Source organism: Paraburkholderia sp., assembly GCF_047605525.1.
Taxonomy (GTDB): domain Bacteria; phylum Pseudomonadota; class Gammaproteobacteria; order Burkholderiales; family Burkholderiaceae; genus Paraburkholderia.
In genome coordinates this window covers 46,146-63,520 of sequence record NZ_JASGFN010000036.1, presented here as the reverse complement: position 1 = coordinate 63,520, position 17,375 = coordinate 46,146, and the positions used below count along the sequence as shown (strand labels likewise).

The window sequence follows — 17,375 nt, the reverse complement described above, 5'->3', positions numbered from 1 at the left end:
GAGAAGCGAGATTATGGAGAACTTTCACACGACCGTCAACAGGTTTTTATCTCCCGACCGACCGGCCCATTCCGCCAGAACCCCTGCCAAAAGATGAGCAGCAACCCATGAAGCCAAACGCCCCCCGAAGTGCCCCGACTCAGATCGTCACATGCCTGTGCATCATCCGCTCGACCACACCCAGATAATGATCAAGATCCGATGTCGGGCGATCTTTTTCTTTTGCGCGGTCGTCCCATTTACGCAGACACAACGCATCCTCCGCGTAAGGCTTGCGCAGAAACGCCTCGGCCTCTTCCTTGCTGAAAATGCCGCCCTGCAATTGCAAGCTGCGCACCGAATCGGCTGAAAGCTGGCCGAAGTAAGTGGCGTCGATTGCGCACAGGCAGCGCTTCGCGTCGACGTGCAAACGGATCGGTTCCAGCACTCCTTCTGACAACACCGGCCGCAAGAACGGCAGCGCGAAATACTGATGCAGATCGTCGACACCCCGTTGCGTCGGCGTTTCCCCTTGCAGATTGAGCAGATGTCCAAGGTCGTGCAAGAACGCCGCGGCGACCAGTTCATCGCTCGCGCCCGCTTCCTCGGCCAACGCACCGCTCTGCAATGCATGCTCGAGCTGCGTCACCGGCTCGCCGCTATACGCGAGACTGCCGTATCGCTCGAACAGCGAACGGATATCGTCCAGACTCAATGCCACCCTGCTACTCCCACGGTAATGAAAAGGTCTTCGGATGGGTAAAGCTTTGCATCGCTTCGACAACCCGAACGGCGTCCCGCTGCTGATGCGGATCGACGTTGTCGAGCCGCGACACAGCGCTCACGATGCCGACACGCGATTCAACGCGACGTCGAAGATATCGAAGTTGCGCAGTCTTCGGCCGTTCACGCCGCCATCTGCGGCCAGCGCCTGAACGCGCCGGTTGAACAGCAACGGCACCTCCTGCTCCGAAATCCCGCCGTGCGAGCGCAACGGCACGGTCAGCCCGGACAGATCGTGCTCGTCACGCCGCGTGCCGAGCACGACGTGCTTCGTGCCGATCACGACGATATCGCCGATGCGATCCTCGGGCAGTTCGAAGCGAACACACGCGGCACGCCGCTCGAGCACGGCCTCGATGCCCGGCAGGAGCGCAATCCGCGCAATCATCTGCGCGGCATCGACATCGCGCGGCAGATAAACCGTCGCGAACGAACCGAGCGCGCCGTGATGCACGACGTACGGATCGGTGATCGGCAGAATCACGCGCGCCGTCGACTCGTCGAGCCAGTCGTCGAGCAGATCCTGCAGATAGATCACGTTCGGCTCGCCGGTTTGCGGATCGTGCTTCGCGTTCATGCCGTGATCGGCGGTCAGCCCGATCACCCAGCCGAGCACGTCGAGCTTCGCGAGGTAGCCGTCCATCATCGCGTAGAACGCGTTCGCGCCTTCGGTGCCGGGCGCCCATTTATGCTGGATGTAGTCGGTGGTCGACAGATACATCAGGTCGAGCTTGCGCGTCTGCGCGAGCCGCACGCCGGCCGCGAATACGAATTCGGACAGCCCCGCGCTGTACACGTCGGGCAGCGGCAGGCCGACCAGACCGAGCACATCGTCGATGCCGTTTGCCTCGCGCGTGACCTTGTCGGCTTTTTCCGCCGAGAAGCAGATGCCCTTCAACTGCCAGCCGAGCAGCCCGCGCAGCTTGTCCTTCGCGGTGACGACGGCAACCGCGGCGCCCGCGTCGGCGGCGGCCGCGAGCAGCGTGCCGGCGCGCAGGTAGGCGGGGTCGTTCATCATCACCGCCGCGCCCGCGCCGCCGTTCGCGTCCGGGTCCCAGAAGTAGTTGCCGCAGATGCCGTGCACCGACGGCGGCACGCCGGTCACGATCGACAGGTTGTTCGGGTTCGTGAAAGACGGAATCACGCAGTCGCCGCGAAAGGCCGCGCCGCCCTCGAGCATCGAGCCGATGAACGGCGCGACGCCGGCCGCGACCGCCGCTTCGAGGTACGCGAACTCGCAGCCGTCGACGCAGACGACGACGGTCGGTTGCGAGGGCAGCCGGTAACGGCGGCCATTGACTTCGATCGTGCGTGGGTCGGTGTGTGTCATCGTCAGGTTTCCCATTGCCGCGTTGTCATGCCGGTTGTCTTCGCCAGAATCCGCTCCGCGCCCGCCGCATCGCCTGCCGAGTCGCACGCCGCACGCGCACGCTGCAAACCGCCGTTCACATGTGAATGCATCAGCGCCGCGGCCCGCTCGGCATCGCGCGAAGCGAGCGCGTTCAGAATCGCGCGATGCTCGGCGAGCGAGCGCTCCATCGTGTCGGCCTGCACCGCCAGCGCGACGCGCCGAAACAGGCTCAACTCGCTGACCAGTCTTCGATACGTCTCGTACAGCTTCAGGTTGCCCGCCGCCGCGACGAGCGCGTCATGAAACGCGACGTTCGCGCGCGCATACGCATCGTGATCCCGCGACGCGAGCGCGGCGCGCATCGTGTCGACCCAGTCGCGCAGCCCCGCGAGCTTGCCCGCGTCGATGCGCGCGGCCAGCATCCGGCACGCCGCTTCTTCGAGCACCGCGCGCACCGCGTAAATCTCGTCCGCCTCCGCCAGCGACACCGTCCGCACGAACACGCCGCGATTCTTCTCGGTGCGCACGAGCCCGGCCTGCTCGAGCGCGCGAAACGCCTCGCGCACCGGTCCGCGCGACACCTGCAGCCGCGCCGCCCAGTCGGCTTCGTTGAGCTTGTCGCCCGGTGCAAGCGTGCCGTCGACGATATGCCGCTCGAGCTCGTCGCGCACCAGCGTCGTCAGCGAATGGCGGCGCACGACCTCGATCTGATCGACGGAAGCAGAGTGCATATTTTCGGTCACTTTGACAATTTTTGCCACACGAACATCAGCACGCGGCGGTTTGCGCGCCGCCGTGGCGCGCGTACGTCGAAGCACGGAAGTGGCAGGCAGGCCGTCAGTCGATCCGGCGGCGGGGAGCGCGCGCCGCGATCAGCAGCAGCGCGACCAGCGAGACCAGCAGCAGGATCAGCGATAGCGCGGAAGCCGGCAGGTAATAGCCGCGCTCCACCTGTCCGACCACGACGATCGGCACCGTCGCGAAACCGGGCGGATACACGGTCAGCGTCGCGCCGAGTTCGCCGAGCGACAGCGCGAAGCCGAGCGCGAGGCTCGCGCGGATCGCCGGCACCAGTTGCGGCAGCACGACGCGGCGCAGCACCATCGACGGCGGCGCCCCGAGGCTCGCGGCCGCCTCGCGCAGCACGGTGAGCTCCGGGCGCAGCGCGGCAGCCGCGCACCGGTAGCAGAACGGCAGCACCAGCGCGAGCTGCACGAACACGACGATCGCGGCCGAACTCGACAGATCGATCGGCCGCTTGTGATACGCGATCAGCACCGCGAGGCCGAGCACCACGCTCGGCACGCCGTTGGGCATCATCGCGATCATGTCGACGACGGCGCCGAGGCCGCGCCGGTCGCGTCCTTCCAGCGCGAGCGCAAGCCATAGCCCGACAGCCGTGCCGAGCACCGCGACGCCCATGCCGACTTCGAGGCTCGTCGTCAGCGCGTCGAAGTCGCTCGAGCTCAGGCGCTCGAACCAGCGCATGCTGAAGCCGTCGGGCAGGATCGTGCCGGACCAGTGCGACGCGACGCTCGACAGCGCGACCACCAGCACCGGCAGCACGAACAGCCAGAAGCACAACAGCGCGGCGAAGCCGAGAAACAGACCGCCCAACAGGCGCACCGCGAGGCTGTGCCGCACCGGCCGGCCCTTCTTGTGCATGACCGGCAGCACGGTCGGATCGAGTTCAACGGCCATGACCGGCTCCTTTCACCTTGCGACTATTGACGCGCCGGTACAACGCGTACAGCGACAACGACATCAGCAGCATCACGACCGCGCCGGCAGCGGCGGTCGGTAGATCGAGATCGACGGTGGCGGCGCTGTAGATCGCGACCGGCAGCGTGATCAGATGCGCGCTGCCGAGCACGAGCAGAATGCCGAACTCGTTCAACGTCAGCAGGAAACACAGGATCGTGCCGGCCGCGATGCCCGGCCACGCGAGCGGCAGAATCACCCGGAACGCGACCATCAGGCCATTCGCGCCGAGGCTGCGCGCGGCTTCGATCAGCCGCTGGTCGAGCAGCGCGAACGACGCGAGCGTCGGTCGCACGACGAACGGCGTATAGAACACCACCTCCGCGAGAATCACGCCGCCGATGCCGAACAGGAAATCGAGCGGCGGGTCCTGCAGATTGAAGAGCCGTTGCAGCCCGATGCTGACCGAGCCCTGCGAGCCGTACAGGAAGATCAGCGTGAACGCGACGAGGAACGACGGAAACGCGACGAACAGTTCGAGAAAGCGCGTGACCATCCGCGCGCCCGGAAACGGTTTGAAGAACAGCAGCGCCGCGAGCGCCACGCCGAGCAGGGAAGCCAGGCTCGCGCTCGCGAACAGGATGCCGAGCGTCGTGCCGATCACGCCGCGCGTTTCGGGATTGCCGAAGAACGTTGCGTACGCGTGGACGCTCATGCCGTGCGCGCCGGTCAGGCTCAGCATCACCAGCCGCACGAGAGGATAGATGACGAGCGGGCCGAGCACCACCACGGCGATGAACAGCAGATGCCATTGCGCGAGGCGCTCGCGCCGCTTCACCGCGGCGGTGTGCGCCGCGGCGCTCGCGAGCCGGCGCGCCGCGGCGGCCTCGGCGTCGGCGGACAGGCCGAGCGGATTAGCCGTATCAGGGCTTGATAAGGACGACATTGTCAGCCTCGTAACGCAGGGAAACTCGCGCGCCCTTCTCCGGCGACATACCGTGGCCGCGCGGCATCGTGACGAGCACGGGTTCGTTGGGCAGTGCGTCGAGCACGACCGACACCGACACCACCGCGCCATACCATTCGACCGACGCGATCGCGCCGTGCAACTGTCCTTCGCCGAGCGGCACGATGCGCAGCGATTCCGGACGCAGACAGGCGACCCGCTCGCGCTCGTTGTAGCGCGCGTCGTCCATGCCGAACGCGACCTGCGGCGGCAGCAGATTGGCCGCGCCGAGATAGCGCGCGACGAAGCCGTCGGCCGGCGTGTCGTACAACTGCTGCGGCGTGCCGAGCTGCGCGATGCGGCCGTCGCGCATCAGCAGCGTGCGGTCGGACAGCACGAGCGCGTCGTCCTGATCGTGCGTGACGCAGACGATCGTCAGATTCGGCAGGCGTTCATGCAGCGCCTTCAGCTCGGAGCGCACCGACGCGCGCAGATTGGCGTCGAGCGCGGACAGCGGTTCGTCGAGCAGCAGCACATCGGGCTCGATCACGAGCGCGCGGGCGAGCGCCACGCGCTGCTGCATGCCGCCCGACAGTTGCGCGGGCATCACGTGACCGGCATCGCCGAGCTGCACGAGCTTCAATGCGTCGGCGACGCGGCGCGCAACGTCGCGCGCGGGGATACGGCGCGCGCGCAAGCCGAACGCGACGTTCTCGAATACCGACAGATGCGGAAACAGCGCATAGCTCTGGAACAGCAGACCGAGATTGCGCCTGTGCGGCGGCACGTGCGTGAGGTCGTGGCCGGCGACGCTCAGCGTGCCGGCGAGTCCGTCCGCCTCGATGAAGCCCGCGATGAACCGCAGCAACGTCGTCTTGCCGCAGCCGCTGCGGCCGAGCACGGTGAGCAATTCACCGCGCCGGATAGTCAACGACAGATCGTCGAGCACCGTGCGCGCGCCGAAGCGCACCGTCAGGTGATCGATCTGCACGCCACCCGGCGCGTCCGAAGGCAGGGCATCGAACGCATCCAGTGAAGCGCCGGGCGCGTTTGGGTGAGCGAGACTGACCGTATTCACCGGGGTCTTCCTCCAACAGGATTAAAGCTGATGCGGCGCCGCGCGCGATGCCGGACCCGCTGGCCCGGTTCCCGGCAAAGCGCCGCCTGAATCGGTTACGTCAACCGCCGCGGCATGCCGCGGCTCATCCGTGAACAGGCCACGACTGATTTCCGCGATTTACCGCGGCGGCTTACCGCGGCGATTTACTTCGGCTTGACCACTTCGGTCTGCTTGCCCGACGAACCGATCACGTCGTTCTTCCAGCGCGTGGTCCAGTCGGCCTTCTTCGCCATCACCTGATTCCAGTCGACCGGAATCAGCTTGACGCCGCTGATCGCCTGCTTGACGGTTTCGCCGTTCTTGCCGGCAAGCGGCACGTCGCTGCGGCCCGGAATGCCGAAGATGTCCGGCACCCTCGACTGCACTTCCGTCGACATCAGATAGTCGATCAGCTTCTTGCCCTCGGCCTGGTTCGGGCCGTTCTTGATCAGCGCGATCGCGTACGGCAACTGGAACGTGGTCGGCTGGCCGCCCGCCTCGGCGGCGAGGAACACCGGCTTCAGCGACAGGCCGCCGTTGGCCGCGTCGTCGAGATCCATCTGCAGGTCGCCGTTGGCGACCGCGATTTCGTTACGCGAGAGCAGCACGTCGAGATAGCCCGTGCCCTTGGTGTGGAACTTGGCGCTCTGCTCGAGCTTCTTCAGATAGTCGAACGCCTTGTCCTCGCCCATCAGCGACGAGGTCAGGATGATCACGGCCATGCCGTCGCCGGCGGTTGCCGGATTCGAGTAGGCGACCTTGCCGCTGAAATCCGGATGCAGCAGATCGGCGAAGGTCTTCGGCTGGGTCTTCGTGACTTCCGGGTTGATCGCAAACGAGAAGTAGTTGTTCACGAAGGTCGCCCACGCGCCGTTCGACGCCTTCGCGATGGCCGGCACGTTCTTGTAGTTGGCGCTCTGGTACGCCTGCAGCAGCCCGCTCTGATCAGCCTGCTGGATGAACGGCGGCAGCGTGACGAGCACGTCGGCCTTCGGCTGATCCTTCTCGATGGTCGCGCGGTTCACGACTTCGCCGCTGCCCGCCGTGACGATATTGACCTTCACGCCTTCCTTCTTCTCGAAGCCCGGCAGCACGTCCTTGTAGAGATTTTCGAGGCCGTCGGCGGTGTACAGCACCACCGCGTCGGCCGCGTGGGCTTGCATCGCGACACCGCCGAATGCGGCGGCGGCGACCAGCGTGGGCAGCAGTTTGCGCGCGAGACCGGCCGCGGCGTGAAGGGAATTCGTCTTTTTCATGTCGCTCTCTCCGAAAGGCAAAAAACCAGACGGTCGGGATAACCCATACCTGTAGTGATTGAACGGCGGCTCGCGCCGCGCCGCTTGCGTGTCGCCCGCGGCCGTTGCCGCGCCGGTCTGTCGTGAATTGCAGATTGCCAACAACTTCGCCGCTTCTCGTCCAGCCTGACTGACGGCGCGGCCTGCGAGACTCGCGCTGCCTGCCGCGCCTGAACGGGCACGGCAAGAATCACAGGTTTCGATGACAACGCCATGACTATTCTGTCGAATTCCAAAAAACGACACAATTCGCCAAATTAAGCCAACCCATGCGAGCGGCGTCGCGACCGGAATGCGCAGGCCGCGCGCCGATCCCATCTGGATCGTACATGGCGAAAATGACGATGTATGCAGGATGCGTCGGGGAAACTGCGTTGCATGCGGCGCGGGCAGTGGCGGGTGTCGGTGCTCGTGTGCACCGCCTCCTCAGGCGATCAGAATTTCCAGCCCGTGCGCGGTGAGCGCCTTGCCGAGCGCGCGCTCCGGCGCCAGCTCGGTCACCAGATAACGCGCCGACTCGATGCCGTTGATACGCACCGGCGTCACGCGTCCGAACTTCGAATGGTCGGCGACGATCACCACCATGTCGGCCGCGGCGATCATCCGGCTGCGCACCTCGGCGGCCATGCGGCTGTAGTCGCTCAGATAGCCGTCGGGCGAAATGCCGCCCGCGCCGATAAACGCGAAGTCCGCGTGGTACTGCGTGAGCTGGTGGACCGTGTCGAGGCCGAAGGTCGCGTCCTCGATATCCGACAGCTCGCCGCCGAGCAGCGTCACGCGGTTGTCGTTGCGCCGGCCGAGCAGCAGTGCGATGCGCCAGTCGTTCGTATAGACCGTCAGCCGGTGCCGGTCGAGCAGCGCCCGCGCGACCGCCTGCGTGGTGCTGCCCGAATCGACGATCAACGACGCGCCGTCCGGCACGAACTCGGCCGCGCGCTCGCCGATCGCGCGCTTGGCGCCGGCGTTCTCGGTTTCGCGCGTATCGAGATCGGGCTCGCGCCGGTCGTTCGACAACGCGCCGCCGTGCGTCGTCACGAGCAGGCCGCGGCCGGCGAGTGCGTTGAGGTCGCGGCGGATCGTCTCGCGCGATACGTTCAGTTCGCGCACCAGTTCGGCAACCGAGAGCGCGCCGTTCTTGGCGACTTGCGCGAGGATGTATTGATGACGTTGTTCTGCGAGCATCTGTGAAGGCCGGAAGCCGGCACGCTGGGGTTTCGCCGTGATTGAGGAAGGCCGGGCGTATTGTATTACGCGTCGTTGGTGTTGGTAGTGGCCCGCCCGCCGACCTGCTAACCTTGACGGTCCGGGTCCGCCGGCCTGGCCGCCGCCTCGCCACGCACACCGTCTCGCCCGTCAACCGAATTGCCGATGCCGCCACTGTTTCGCCGTCTACTGCTGCTGTTCCATGCGCTGCGTTACGGCGCGCGCCTGATCTGGCTCGCCGCCCCGCCCGACCACAAACTGCACTGGATGATCGAGCTGATCGGCCGCGTGCATGCGTCGGAACGCAGCGGCGCGCAGTTGCAGCGCGTGCTGCCGGCGCTCGGGCCGCTCGCGAGCCGCTTCGCGCAGACGCTCGCCGAGCGCCCCGAACTCGCCACCAGCACGCTGCACGACGCGATCGACGCGATCGATCACATGGAAGCGCCGCTGCCGCCGGCCGAGTCGGAAGAAGCGTTGACGCGCGCGTTCGGCAAACCGCTCGCCGAGCTGTTCAGCGCGGTCGACCTGGTCCCGGTGCGCAACGGCTTTGCCGAGCAGACGCATTTCGCGCGGCTCGCGACGCCGCTCAAAGGCCATCGCGAAGTGGCGATCAAACTCGTGCGCGCGCAGCAGCTACAACAGATCGGCGACGAACTCGCGCTGCTGCGCTGGGTCGCGCGCTGGCTCGAAAAGCTGTCACGCACCGCGCGCCGCCTGCAACTGCGCGCGCTCGCGCAAACCTTCACCGACGACATCCTGCGTCGCTTCGACCTGCGCGCCGAAGCCGCGAACCTGAGCCAGACCGGCCACCATTTCGACGGCGACAGACGCATCGTCGTACCGGACGTGATCTGGGAACTCTGCACCGACCACACGCTGACGACGCAGCGCGTCAATACGCTGCCGGCGAGCGACCTGCCGGGCCTGCACGCGCATCGGGTCAAGCTCGCGCCGCTCGCCGCGCATATCGTCGAGGTGGTCACCGAGCAGGCGTTCGAGCACGGCTTCTTCCACGCGACGCTCGATGCACGCCGGGTGCGTGTGAGCATCGAACCGGACACGCTCGGGTGTCTCGTGCTCGCGGAATTTTCGATCATGTCGACGCTATCGGGCGACGAGCGCGAGTTCTTCGTGCACGGTGCGACCGCCCTGTTCGACCAGGACTACGGTCGGCTGGCCGAGATGCATCGCGAGGCCGGCCACGTGCCGCACGACACCCGCGCCGAAATGCTCGAAGCCGAGCTGCGCACGCGCGCCGAAGCGCACTTCGCGGCCGACCCGGAAGACCGCTCGGCGGGTTCGCTGTTTCATCATCTGCTGCACGGCGTGCTGCCGTTCGACGGCCACGTGCCCGGCCGCCTCGCCACCGCGCAGCGCTCGTTCCAGCAGGCGGAGATGCTCGCGCGGGCACTGCATCCGGGCGTCGATACATGGAACATCGCGCGCGGCGTGCTCGCGGATATCGCGCGCCGCGACCTCGATCATCGCGGCTGGCTCAAGCGCCTGTCGCACGAACTGCCGCATCTCGCGCACATGCTGCCGCGCGTGCCGCAACTGGCGGTGCGTTATCTTCAGCAGCAGCACGATCGTGCGCGCACGCCGCAGCAGAACGCGCAACTGCTCGCCGATCTCGCGCGCGAATACCGGCGCACCCGCTGGCTGCTGTGGGGTTGCGTGGTGTGCGGCGGTGCGCTGGGAGCGGGGGCGATATTGCTGATGTGGTGGTGAAAGCTCCGCGCGTTGCCGTTGCTGTTGCCGGGCGACGCAAGCGCCACGGCTAACACTCATGGCCACTCGAACGCCGCGCCGATTGCAGATTCAAACAAGACGCGCGCCGTATCTACGGCCAGGATGGCGGCTTTGCTACGCCATACGTTTCAATGCTCGCTTCCTTTATCGCCGCCGTTTTCGTCGTGCTGTGGTCGACCGGCTTCGTGGTCGCCCGCGCGATCACGCCTTACGCCGATCCCAATCTCTTTCTGCTCGCCCGCTTCGGCGGCACCGCGCTGGTCTTCACGCTGGCCGCGCTGGTCGCGCGCGCGGCATGGCCGGCAAGCCGCGACTTCGGCAAGCATCTGGCCGCGGGCGCGCTGCTGCAAGGCGTGTATCTCGGCGCCGGCTACTGGGCGGTCGCGCAAGGCCTGAGCGCCGGTGTGATGGCGTTGCTCGGCGCGCTGCAACCGCTCGCGACGGCCGCCGTCGCCGCGCCGCTGTTCGGCGAACGGCTTTCGCGGCGCGGCTGGAGCGGAATGGCGCTCGGCCTTGCCGGCGTCGTGCTGGTGCTCACGCCGAAACTCGCCGCCGCGACACCGCCGACGCACGGCAACGCACCCGCATGGCTCGTCGTGCTGGTGTCGATCGCCGCGGTGGCGGCGATCACGGCGGGCACGCTGTTTCAGAAGACTTCGCTCGCGAAGGCCGACATCCGCAGCGCGAGCGCCGTGCAGAACGTCGGCGCGGCAATCGTCGCGGGCGTGCTGGCGCTCGCGCTCGGCGAGCATCGCTGGATCGCGTCGCCGACGCTGTGGGCATCGCTCGCGTGGGGCGTCGTGATGCTGTCCGGCATCAGCGTCACGCTGCTCGTCTGGATGGTCCGGCGCGGCGATGCGGCGCGCGCGACCGCGCTGATGTTCCTCGCGCCTCCGCTGGCCGCGCTCGCGGGGTACGTGGGATTCGGCGAAACGCTGCTGCCGGTGCAGATCGCGGGGTTTGCCGTGGCGTTAGCCGGGGTGTTGCTGGCGCGCTCGTGAGGCGCGCCAGGCGGCGCCGCTCATCCGCCGCTCATCCGCCGCTCATCCGCTGCTCAGTCCGCCGTATCCGCATGGGCCGGCATCCTCGCGCGCGCGACGCTGCCCGGCGCAGGCGACCACCCCGGACGCACCTTGCGCTGTGAATCGACGACGACGATAAAACGTCCCGCCCACGGCATGATCTGCCGATCGCTCTTCAGAACCCACAGCGATTTGCCCGAATCGACGAGCGCCGCGTATTCGGCGTCGAGAATGCCGTAATGGTCGAGAAACGTATTGAGCGACGCGGGAATCCGCACGCAGCCCTTCGAATGACGAATGCCGAGCAGCGGTTCGAGCCGCTCGGGATCGGTCGCGTGCATCTGGAAGCGCATCTGCGACATGCCGCCCTTGCCCCAGCCGCGTTCGCCCTGCGCCCAGCCGAGGTCGAAGATGCGCATGTCGCGCCGGCCGTAGCCGCGAATATGGTTTTCGTTCTGCGTGCCCTCGGAGCGGAAATCCATGTTCTCGGGCGTGTGTTCGAACACGCCTAACGGCGTGATGAAATGGTCGTACTCGCCGGGCCGTCCGGTCGACACCGGCGATGCGCCGATCATCTCCCAGGCGTCGGCCGGCACCGCCCGGAAATAGATGAAGAGTGCCTGCACGTTGGCGTTGCGATCCACGAGCACGACGTACTCGCCCGACAGATTGCCGAGCACGTGCGCGTCGAGCGCGGCCTCCAGACGGTCGGCGTAGGCGCGCTGCTCCGCGGCCGGCACCTTGAGCCGGCGGGTCACATCCTGCGCGAACACGTCACGCAGCAGGAAAGCGCGGCGCGGATCGACGACGCCGGCCGCATCGGGCGCGGCGACGGCCAGCGCGTTGATCGTGGGCAGCGGCCGGCTTGCGCGATCCACTGCGTACGGCGACGACGTCGGCGCCTTCGCTGTCCCTTGCGCCAACTCCATGGGCTCAACCTGCACCGCGAGCGCGCCCGCGCACCACGATGCGTAAAACGATACGCAAACCCATGCCCACACAGCCGCGCGAAGTGAGCGTGTCAGACGCAGCGCGCGGCGAGGCAACGCCTGCGTGCCGCGCCCCGCGCGCGGCGTCATGCATGAAAGCAGTATCCCCATCATCTCGCGCCGACGAACTACCGGGACGGAAATCAGACGGGCCAATCCAGGCTGGCCAGGCCTATCCGGGTAGTTCATCGCGTATCAGAGCAAACATGATTATTATTGATTGCCCGCGGGTTTTCCGCGGTGCTCGGAACGACGATATTACTCAGCGCATTGCGGCGTGTCGATGAAAATACGTCAGCCGTTGAATCCGTCTTAATAACAGACGATTTGCGACAATCCGCGCCTCGTCTAAAAATCCGGTTAATACGCGATTTAAAGCGGATACCGTCGATTAAAACGCCGTATAAGATCATCGGTTCATCCGGCAAAAAGTTTCGATGGGCCGCCGCCGCGCGGCCCGATTTTCAACCTGCTTGCGCGAGGAGACAGAAAAATCATGGCCCACCCCGATCCAGCCGTCCGTCAGGCAAGCATTGCAGCGGAGATGCACGTCGCCGCGGAATTCGACGCAAAACGCGAAATCGAGCGCCGGGTCGATTTTCTGGCCAGCTATCTGCGCGACGCCGGCCTGAAAACCTATGTGCTCGGCATTAGCGGCGGCGTCGATTCGACAACGGCAGGCCGTCTCGCGCAACTCGCGGTCGAACGTTTGCGCGCGAATAATTACAACGCACAGTTCGTCGCAATACGATTGCCTTACGGTGAACAACGCGACGAAGCGGATGCGCAGCAGGCATTGCATTTCATTCGCGCCGACGAAAATCTGACGATCGATATCAAACCCGCCGCAGACGCAATGCTCGCGTGGCTCGATAAAAGCGGCGTGTTATTCAAGGACGAAGCGCACCAGGATTTCGTGCACGGCAATATCAAGGCGCGCCAGCGCATGATCGCGCAATACGCGGTGGCCGGCGCGCGCGCGGGCGTCGTGATCGGCACCGACCACGCGGCCGAATCGGTGATGGGCTTCTTCACGAAGTTCGGCGACGGCGGCGCCGACGTGCTGCCGCTCGCCGGACTGAGCAAACGCCGCGTGCGCGCGGTTGCGAAGGCGTTGGGCGCGCCCGAAGCATTGGCGCACAAGGTGCCGACCGCCGACCTCGAAATGCTGCGCCCGCTTCGCCCCGACGAAGACGCGTACGGCATCCCGTACGACGCCATCGACGATTTCCTCGAAGGCAAGCCGGTCAGCGATGCCGCGCGCGACGTGATCCTGCAGTTCCATGAAGCGACGCGTCACAAGCGGGCGCTGCCATACACGCCGTTCGACTGGCCGGCGCGGACAGACGGAGAATGAAAAACCTCGAAAGAATCCTGCGAAAGCGTGAGTGAGCCGAAGCCGGCTAGCGCCCGGCGGGTGGTTCGTCGCTAAACAGATCGGCGCTCGCTTCGAGCGGCTGGCCGCCGAGGTGCTTGCCCTGAATCTGCCGGGCGATCACGTCGCCGACATACGGCACATTGGCGTCCAGTTGGACCGTCGCGTAGGCGCCAGGTTTGCCGGCGTCCACCACCTCGACGTTTTTCGCGTAATGCCCGAGTTCGCGCATCAGAAACTCCCGCACTTCCTGCTCGCTGCACGACTCGGCGATATTGCGCACGGTCAGGTTCATGTGGCCTACCCTTGCCGCGCGTCGCGGCCTGTCCGACGATGCGCGCTTTCGATACGCACCGGTCGCAACGCGGCGCGCTGCTTCGCCCGAGCGGCGGCGAGTTCGCGAATCGCGATCGCGCCGGCCGCGCCCAACGCGAGCAATGACAGATAGAACGCCATCATTCGAATCTCCTGTGCGAATTTCGTCCTGTTGTCAGGATAGCTCTCTCGACATCGGAAGCACTGTGACACGATGTCGTGGGGAAACGGCGAAACGTCGCCGTCAAGGCACTGTACCTGAACAAGCCGCGTCGACAATAGCAAAACATCGGCTCATTCAGCACGCTGCATGCCCAGCCGGCGCGCTGGCTGCCGATCGTGCGGATCAGTCCGCCGCCTGCACGTTCGCCGCGTTCACCCACCACGCGTTCTTGCCGTGCGGCAGCCGGATCAGCACCGCGGACGGATCGTCGACGCCGTCGTCGGCGATCTGGCATACCGGCAGGCCGTCGCGCAGATGCTTCACTTCGCCTGCCGCCTGAAACAGCGCGATGCGCTGCGCGTTCAGCGGACGCAGTTGCCGGTACACGTCGAAGCTGATCGCCGCGGGCACGTCGCCGCGGATCACGAGCGAATCGGCACTGGCGCAATGCGCGGACGCCGGCGTCGACGCAAGCGCGGCGGCGCTGCCGCACAGGCAGCCGATCGTGAGCGCCAGGGTGGCAAGAGGGGGATGGGTCATGCGTGTTTCTCCGAAAAAATGAGGGCGGCGGACTGCGAACTACCGATCGCGGACAACGCGCATCGCAGGTTCGAATGACTGCGCGCGCAACGAGCCGATGCGCGCCGCCAGCAACAACGCGCCGGACCGGCGCAGCCCACGTGGCTGCGCACGACGCCGCGTTCAATGCGCGCGCTCGTGCTCCCCGACGCGCCGATTGTCGTCGCTATTGTCGCTGTCGTCACTATCGACTGCGCCGCCGTCGCCGGTCGCGACGTCGAGCGGCCCGACGTCGCAGGACGTCTGGCCGAAGCCCGAATAGACGGTGGACCAGTTGCCGAGGATCGTGGCTTGCGCTTGCGCGAGACTCAGCTTGCCGTCGCACACGCAGCGCTTGAGCATCACCGCCGCGCGCGCCTTGCGGCGTTCGCCCCGCGGGCCTGCCCACGGCAGAAGATCGAGATTGGCGGGCGCGTCCGGCGAACCGCCGAGCACGATCGGCACGTGCCGGTCGAGCGCGAACGCGACGCCATTCCCCGCATCGATGCCGCGCGCGGCGAGCAGGCGATCCTTGTGCGCCATCAGTGCGTCGAACGGCGGCGCGACCGTGTCCGCGTATCCGGGACGGCAAATCGTTTCACCGATCGATTGCTGCGTGACCCGTTCATCGAGCATCCCGCTGTCCTGCGCGGCGGCGTCGCCGATGCGCAACGCCAGCAGCCCAGTCGCGCAGAGCAGAAGCGCACGGCGTGCGTTGCGCGCGGGGCGGGCGAAGCCCTCTTCGCGCGCGAGCGGCGGCGTACGGGTCTCGTCGGTGCTGCGGATTGTGTCGCTGGAAAGACGGGTGCGACGCGTGTCTGCGATGCCTGCGTTCATTCGTCGGCGCGCCGGCGGCGGCGCGCGGTAGTTCAATTCGCAGGGCAATTAAAACACATTCAATATGCGTGGGTACAAAAGCCGGGCATCGCGCAAAGCGCGGGAGACGGCCGGGAACGCCGAGCCCAACGCCGCGCGCGCGGCGTTGCGAGGGCGCTGGCGCCCTGCGCACCGGCCCTCTTCGCCTCTTCAAAGCGAGCGTTGCCAGCCTCGCCCCAACTTCCGTCGCGTCGCGGTCGTATCGACGCCCGCCGCTATTTCGCGACGCGCGCCTGCAACGCGCGAATCCGGCCGAGCGCCTGCGTGTTGGATACCGTCTCGTCGTACATATGCGCGAGATCGGCCTTCAGCGCGGTGCGCGATCCGCCGTCGAGATAGACCATATGCCCCGACGGATAGAACCGCGCGGACAGGTTCTGCCGCACCTGCTGGCTGAGCAGCGGCATCTGCTGAAGATCGAGCACGGTCTGATAGAACGGCGTGACGAAATCGTAGAAGCCGTTCGCCGACAACACCTTGAGGTCCGGATTGAGCGCCATCACCGCGGCGAGATCGCCAGCCGTATACAGAATGATGTTGCCTTTCGAGTCGATGCCTTTCTGCGCGCCGGTCGGATCGATATGGCTGAAATCCCAGTACTTGAATGCCTGGTCGTTGAGGTCCGTGAACGACGAATTCGACGTGTACTTCAACTGCTCGTTCAGATACACGTTCCACATCGTCGTGTAGACGCCGGTGACTGCCGTCATCGTCGGGTCGTTGCCGCCGGAGTTCGGATCGATCTTGCCGGCGATGCCCGTGCCGATCGCCGTCACGCGGCCGTCATATTCGCCGAGCGCGAGGCCCTGCGACTTCAGCAGCGTGGTCAGGAAAAGCGAATTGCCGCGGCTGTCGTAGCCGGCGATATCGAGGCTCCACGCGAGCAGCGTGGTCTTGTCGATGCCGGTGTATTCGCTGAGCTTTTCGACGGTTGCCGAATCGGTGGCCGGAAATTTCCGCAGCGCGGCCAGATAGTCGGTGCGCGCGAACTGCGCGACCTCCTCGGCGAACGTGCCGAGATCCGTCGGTCGCGGCGCGACACCGAGCTTCTTGTGATACCAGGCGTCCGCGGCCGCCGTGGGTAGCGCGCCGACCGGATTGCCGGCCTGCGTGTAGTCGAGAATCGACGATTGCAGTGTGACGCCGTTCAGATCGACGCCGTCCTCATGCAGCCGATACGCGAGCACGCAACTGCGCGCCGTGCCGTAAGACTCGCCGTACAGGTATTTCGGCGAATTCCAGCGGTTGTTCTTCGTCAGGAAACGTTTGATGAACTGCTTGAGCGAATCCGCGTCCTGATCGACGCCCCAGAAGTCGCGATTCTTCTTCGGCGCGATCGCCGCCGAGTAGCCTGTGCCGACCGGGTTGATGAAAACGAGGTCGCTTCTGTCGAGCAGACTGTCCGGATTGTCTTCCATCGAATACGGCGCGGGCGGCGTGAAGCCGGGCATCGACGTCTTGATACGGCGCGGCGCGAACGAGCCGAGCAGCACGAACACCGACGACGACCCCGGCCCGCCGTTATAGAAGAACGTGACCGGCCGCGTTTCCTCCTTCTGGTTGTCCTGCGTAAACGCGACGTAGAACATCCGTGCTTCGGGTTGAGAACTGCTCGGATCGACGATCACGAGGTGACCCACCGTCGCCGTGTAATTGATCTTGCGCCCGCCGATCGTGATGGCGTGATGCGTGATCGCGGCGCTCTCGTCGGTTGCGGTCACCGAGTCGTCCGGTCCGTTGCCGTAGGCGACCGGATCGAAGAACGGCTGGTCGCCGGCCTTGTGCGGCGTGCTCGTGGTGGTGGCTGCGCCCGCCGTGGCCGCGGCAGGTGCGTCGTGCGACGAATGCTGATTACCGGAAGCTGATTCTGTGTTCGTCATGATCGCTCCAAGGGTTCGTTTTTACGTGCCGTGCTTCCTCGTTCCTACATCCTCTGCATGCAGTGCCGCGTCTGTGCCATGTGTTGCAGAC

General features: G+C 66.1%; 17 protein-coding genes. 3 read left to right on the top strand and 14 right to left on the bottom strand.

Features of this window, described 5'->3' with window-relative positions:
• Positions 1-139 precede the first annotated feature (139 nt).
• From QM685_RS33885 to QM685_RS33850, 8 genes are all read right to left on the bottom strand, one after another.
• Positions 140-700, bottom strand: a complete 561-nt coding sequence (locus QM685_RS33885) for a phosphonate degradation HD-domain oxygenase (RefSeq protein ID WP_415123613.1) — start codon at positions 698-700, stop codon at positions 140-142.
• Between the two features lie 120 nt (positions 701-820).
• On the bottom strand, positions 821-2,092 hold the full coding sequence (phnA, locus tag QM685_RS33880) for a phosphonoacetate hydrolase (protein WP_415123612.1): 1,272 nt from the start codon (positions 2,090-2,092) through the stop codon (positions 821-823).
• Between the two features lie 2 nt (positions 2,093-2,094).
• Positions 2,095-2,844, bottom strand: coding sequence for a phosphonate utilization associated transcriptional regulator (locus QM685_RS33875; protein ID WP_415123611.1), 750 nt, complete (start codon positions 2,842-2,844; stop codon positions 2,095-2,097).
• Positions 2,845-2,950: 106 nt separating this feature from the next.
• Positions 2,951-3,814, bottom strand: a complete 864-nt coding sequence (gene phnV, locus QM685_RS33870; protein WP_415123610.1) for a 2-aminoethylphosphonate ABC transport system, membrane component PhnV — start codon at positions 3,812-3,814, stop codon at positions 2,951-2,953.
• On the bottom strand, positions 3,804-4,760 hold the full coding sequence (locus tag QM685_RS33865; protein WP_415123609.1) for a 2-aminoethylphosphonate ABC transporter permease subunit: 957 nt from the start codon (positions 4,758-4,760) through the stop codon (positions 3,804-3,806). Before QM685_RS33865 ends, phnV begins: the two co-directional genes overlap by 11 nt.
• A complete protein-coding gene (gene phnT, locus QM685_RS33860) occupies positions 4,738-5,838 on the bottom strand; it encodes a 2-aminoethylphosphonate ABC transport system ATP-binding subunit PhnT (protein ID WP_415123608.1) in 1,101 nt (366 codons plus the stop codon). Before phnT ends, QM685_RS33865 begins: the two co-directional genes overlap by 23 nt.
• A gap of 185 nt (positions 5,839-6,023) precedes the next feature.
• On the bottom strand, positions 6,024-7,115 hold the full coding sequence (gene phnS / locus QM685_RS33855; protein ID WP_415123607.1) for a 2-aminoethylphosphonate ABC transporter substrate-binding protein: 1,092 nt from the start codon (positions 7,113-7,115) through the stop codon (positions 6,024-6,026).
• A 465-nt stretch (positions 7,116-7,580) separates the two neighbouring features.
• The gene (locus QM685_RS33850; RefSeq protein WP_415123606.1) at positions 7,581-8,336 is read right to left on the bottom strand and encodes a DeoR/GlpR family DNA-binding transcription regulator; all 756 of its coding nucleotides are present in this window, start codon (positions 8,334-8,336) and stop codon (positions 7,581-7,583) included.
• 186 nt (positions 8,337-8,522) lie between these two features.
• Between QM685_RS33850 and QM685_RS33845 the strand changes: the two genes are divergently transcribed.
• Together QM685_RS33845 and QM685_RS33840 are read left to right on the top strand one after the other, a co-directional pair.
• A complete protein-coding gene (locus QM685_RS33845; protein ID WP_415123605.1) occupies positions 8,523-10,085 on the top strand; it encodes an ABC1 kinase family protein in 1,563 nt (520 codons plus the stop codon).
• A gap of 152 nt (positions 10,086-10,237) precedes the next feature.
• The gene (locus tag QM685_RS33840) at positions 10,238-11,107 is read left to right on the top strand and encodes a DMT family transporter (protein WP_415123604.1); all 870 of its coding nucleotides are present in this window, start codon (positions 10,238-10,240) and stop codon (positions 11,105-11,107) included.
• Between the two features lie 53 nt (positions 11,108-11,160).
• Here the strand turns inward: QM685_RS33840 and QM685_RS33835 are convergent, their stop codons facing one another.
• On the bottom strand, positions 11,161-12,057 hold the full coding sequence (locus tag QM685_RS33835) for a L,D-transpeptidase (protein ID WP_415123617.1): 897 nt from the start codon (positions 12,055-12,057) through the stop codon (positions 11,161-11,163).
• A 556-nt stretch (positions 12,058-12,613) separates the two neighbouring features.
• Between QM685_RS33835 and nadE the strand changes: the two genes are divergently transcribed.
• Positions 12,614-13,474: an ammonia-dependent NAD(+) synthetase gene (gene nadE / locus QM685_RS33830; RefSeq protein WP_415123603.1), complete on the top strand. Its 861-nt coding sequence runs from the start codon at positions 12,614-12,616 to the stop codon at positions 13,472-13,474.
• 46 nt (positions 13,475-13,520) lie between these two features.
• On the opposite strand, the gene QM685_RS33825 is transcribed toward nadE, so the two are convergent.
• The 5 genes from QM685_RS33825 to QM685_RS33805 all read right to left on the bottom strand — a co-directional run bounded on the left by QM685_RS33825 (position 13,521) and on the right by QM685_RS33805 (position 17,284).
• Positions 13,521-13,787: an RNA-binding protein gene (locus QM685_RS33825; RefSeq protein WP_415123602.1), complete on the bottom strand. Its 267-nt coding sequence runs from the start codon at positions 13,785-13,787 to the stop codon at positions 13,521-13,523.
• A gap of 5 nt (positions 13,788-13,792) precedes the next feature.
• Positions 13,793-13,951 carry a hypothetical protein gene (locus tag QM685_RS33820; protein ID WP_415123601.1) on the bottom strand — a complete coding sequence of 53 codons (159 nt, stop codon included), beginning with the start codon at positions 13,949-13,951 and terminating at the stop codon, positions 13,793-13,795.
• Positions 13,952-14,153: 202 nt separating this feature from the next.
• Complete coding sequence (locus QM685_RS33815) at positions 14,154-14,510, bottom strand: hypothetical protein (protein WP_415123600.1); 357 nt, start codon at positions 14,508-14,510, stop codon at positions 14,154-14,156.
• 162 nt (positions 14,511-14,672) lie between these two features.
• Complete coding sequence (locus tag QM685_RS33810; RefSeq protein ID WP_415123599.1) at positions 14,673-15,365, bottom strand: hypothetical protein; 693 nt, start codon at positions 15,363-15,365, stop codon at positions 14,673-14,675.
• A gap of 254 nt (positions 15,366-15,619) precedes the next feature.
• Positions 15,620-17,284, bottom strand: coding sequence for a S10 family peptidase (locus QM685_RS33805; RefSeq protein ID WP_415123598.1), 1,665 nt, complete (start codon positions 17,282-17,284; stop codon positions 15,620-15,622).
• Positions 17,285-17,375: the final 91 nt, after the last annotated feature.

Excerpts from the sequence above, each read along its gene's own strand:
- QM685_RS33815 (WP_415123600.1), bottom strand. The coding sequence starts at position 14,510 with ATGACCCATCCCCCTCTTGCCACCCTGGCGCTCACGATCGGCTGCCTG.
- QM685_RS33865 (WP_415123609.1), bottom strand. The coding sequence starts at position 4,760 with ATGTCGTCCTTATCAAGCCCTGATACGGCTAATCCGCTCGGCCTGTCC.
- QM685_RS33805 (WP_415123598.1), bottom strand. The coding sequence starts at position 17,284 with ATGACGAACACAGAATCAGCTTCCGGTAATCAGCATTCGTCGCACGAC.
- phnS (WP_415123607.1), bottom strand. The coding sequence starts at position 7,115 with ATGAAAAAGACGAATTCCCTTCACGCCGCGGCCGGTCTCGCGCGCAAA.
- QM685_RS33840 (WP_415123604.1), top strand. The coding sequence starts at position 10,238 with ATGCTCGCTTCCTTTATCGCCGCCGTTTTCGTCGTGCTGTGGTCGACC.
- phnV (WP_415123610.1), bottom strand. The coding sequence starts at position 3,814 with ATGGCCGTTGAACTCGATCCGACCGTGCTGCCGGTCATGCACAAGAAG.
- phnA (WP_415123612.1), bottom strand. The coding sequence starts at position 2,092 with ATGACACACACCGACCCACGCACGATCGAAGTCAATGGCCGCCGTTAC.
- QM685_RS33810 (WP_415123599.1), bottom strand. The coding sequence starts at position 15,365 with ATGAACGCAGGCATCGCAGACACGCGTCGCACCCGTCTTTCCAGCGAC.
- QM685_RS33825 (WP_415123602.1), bottom strand. The coding sequence starts at position 13,787 with ATGAACCTGACCGTGCGCAATATCGCCGAGTCGTGCAGCGAGCAGGAA.
- nadE (WP_415123603.1), top strand. The coding sequence starts at position 12,614 with ATGGCCCACCCCGATCCAGCCGTCCGTCAGGCAAGCATTGCAGCGGAG.
- QM685_RS33835 (WP_415123617.1), bottom strand. The coding sequence starts at position 12,057 with ATGGAGTTGGCGCAAGGGACAGCGAAGGCGCCGACGTCGTCGCCGTAC.
- QM685_RS33845 (WP_415123605.1), top strand. The coding sequence starts at position 8,523 with ATGCCGCCACTGTTTCGCCGTCTACTGCTGCTGTTCCATGCGCTGCGT.
- QM685_RS33875 (WP_415123611.1), bottom strand. The coding sequence starts at position 2,844 with ATGCACTCTGCTTCCGTCGATCAGATCGAGGTCGTGCGCCGCCATTCG.
- QM685_RS33850 (WP_415123606.1), bottom strand. The coding sequence starts at position 8,336 with ATGCTCGCAGAACAACGTCATCAATACATCCTCGCGCAAGTCGCCAAG.
- QM685_RS33820 (WP_415123601.1), bottom strand. The coding sequence starts at position 13,951 with ATGATGGCGTTCTATCTGTCATTGCTCGCGTTGGGCGCGGCCGGCGCG.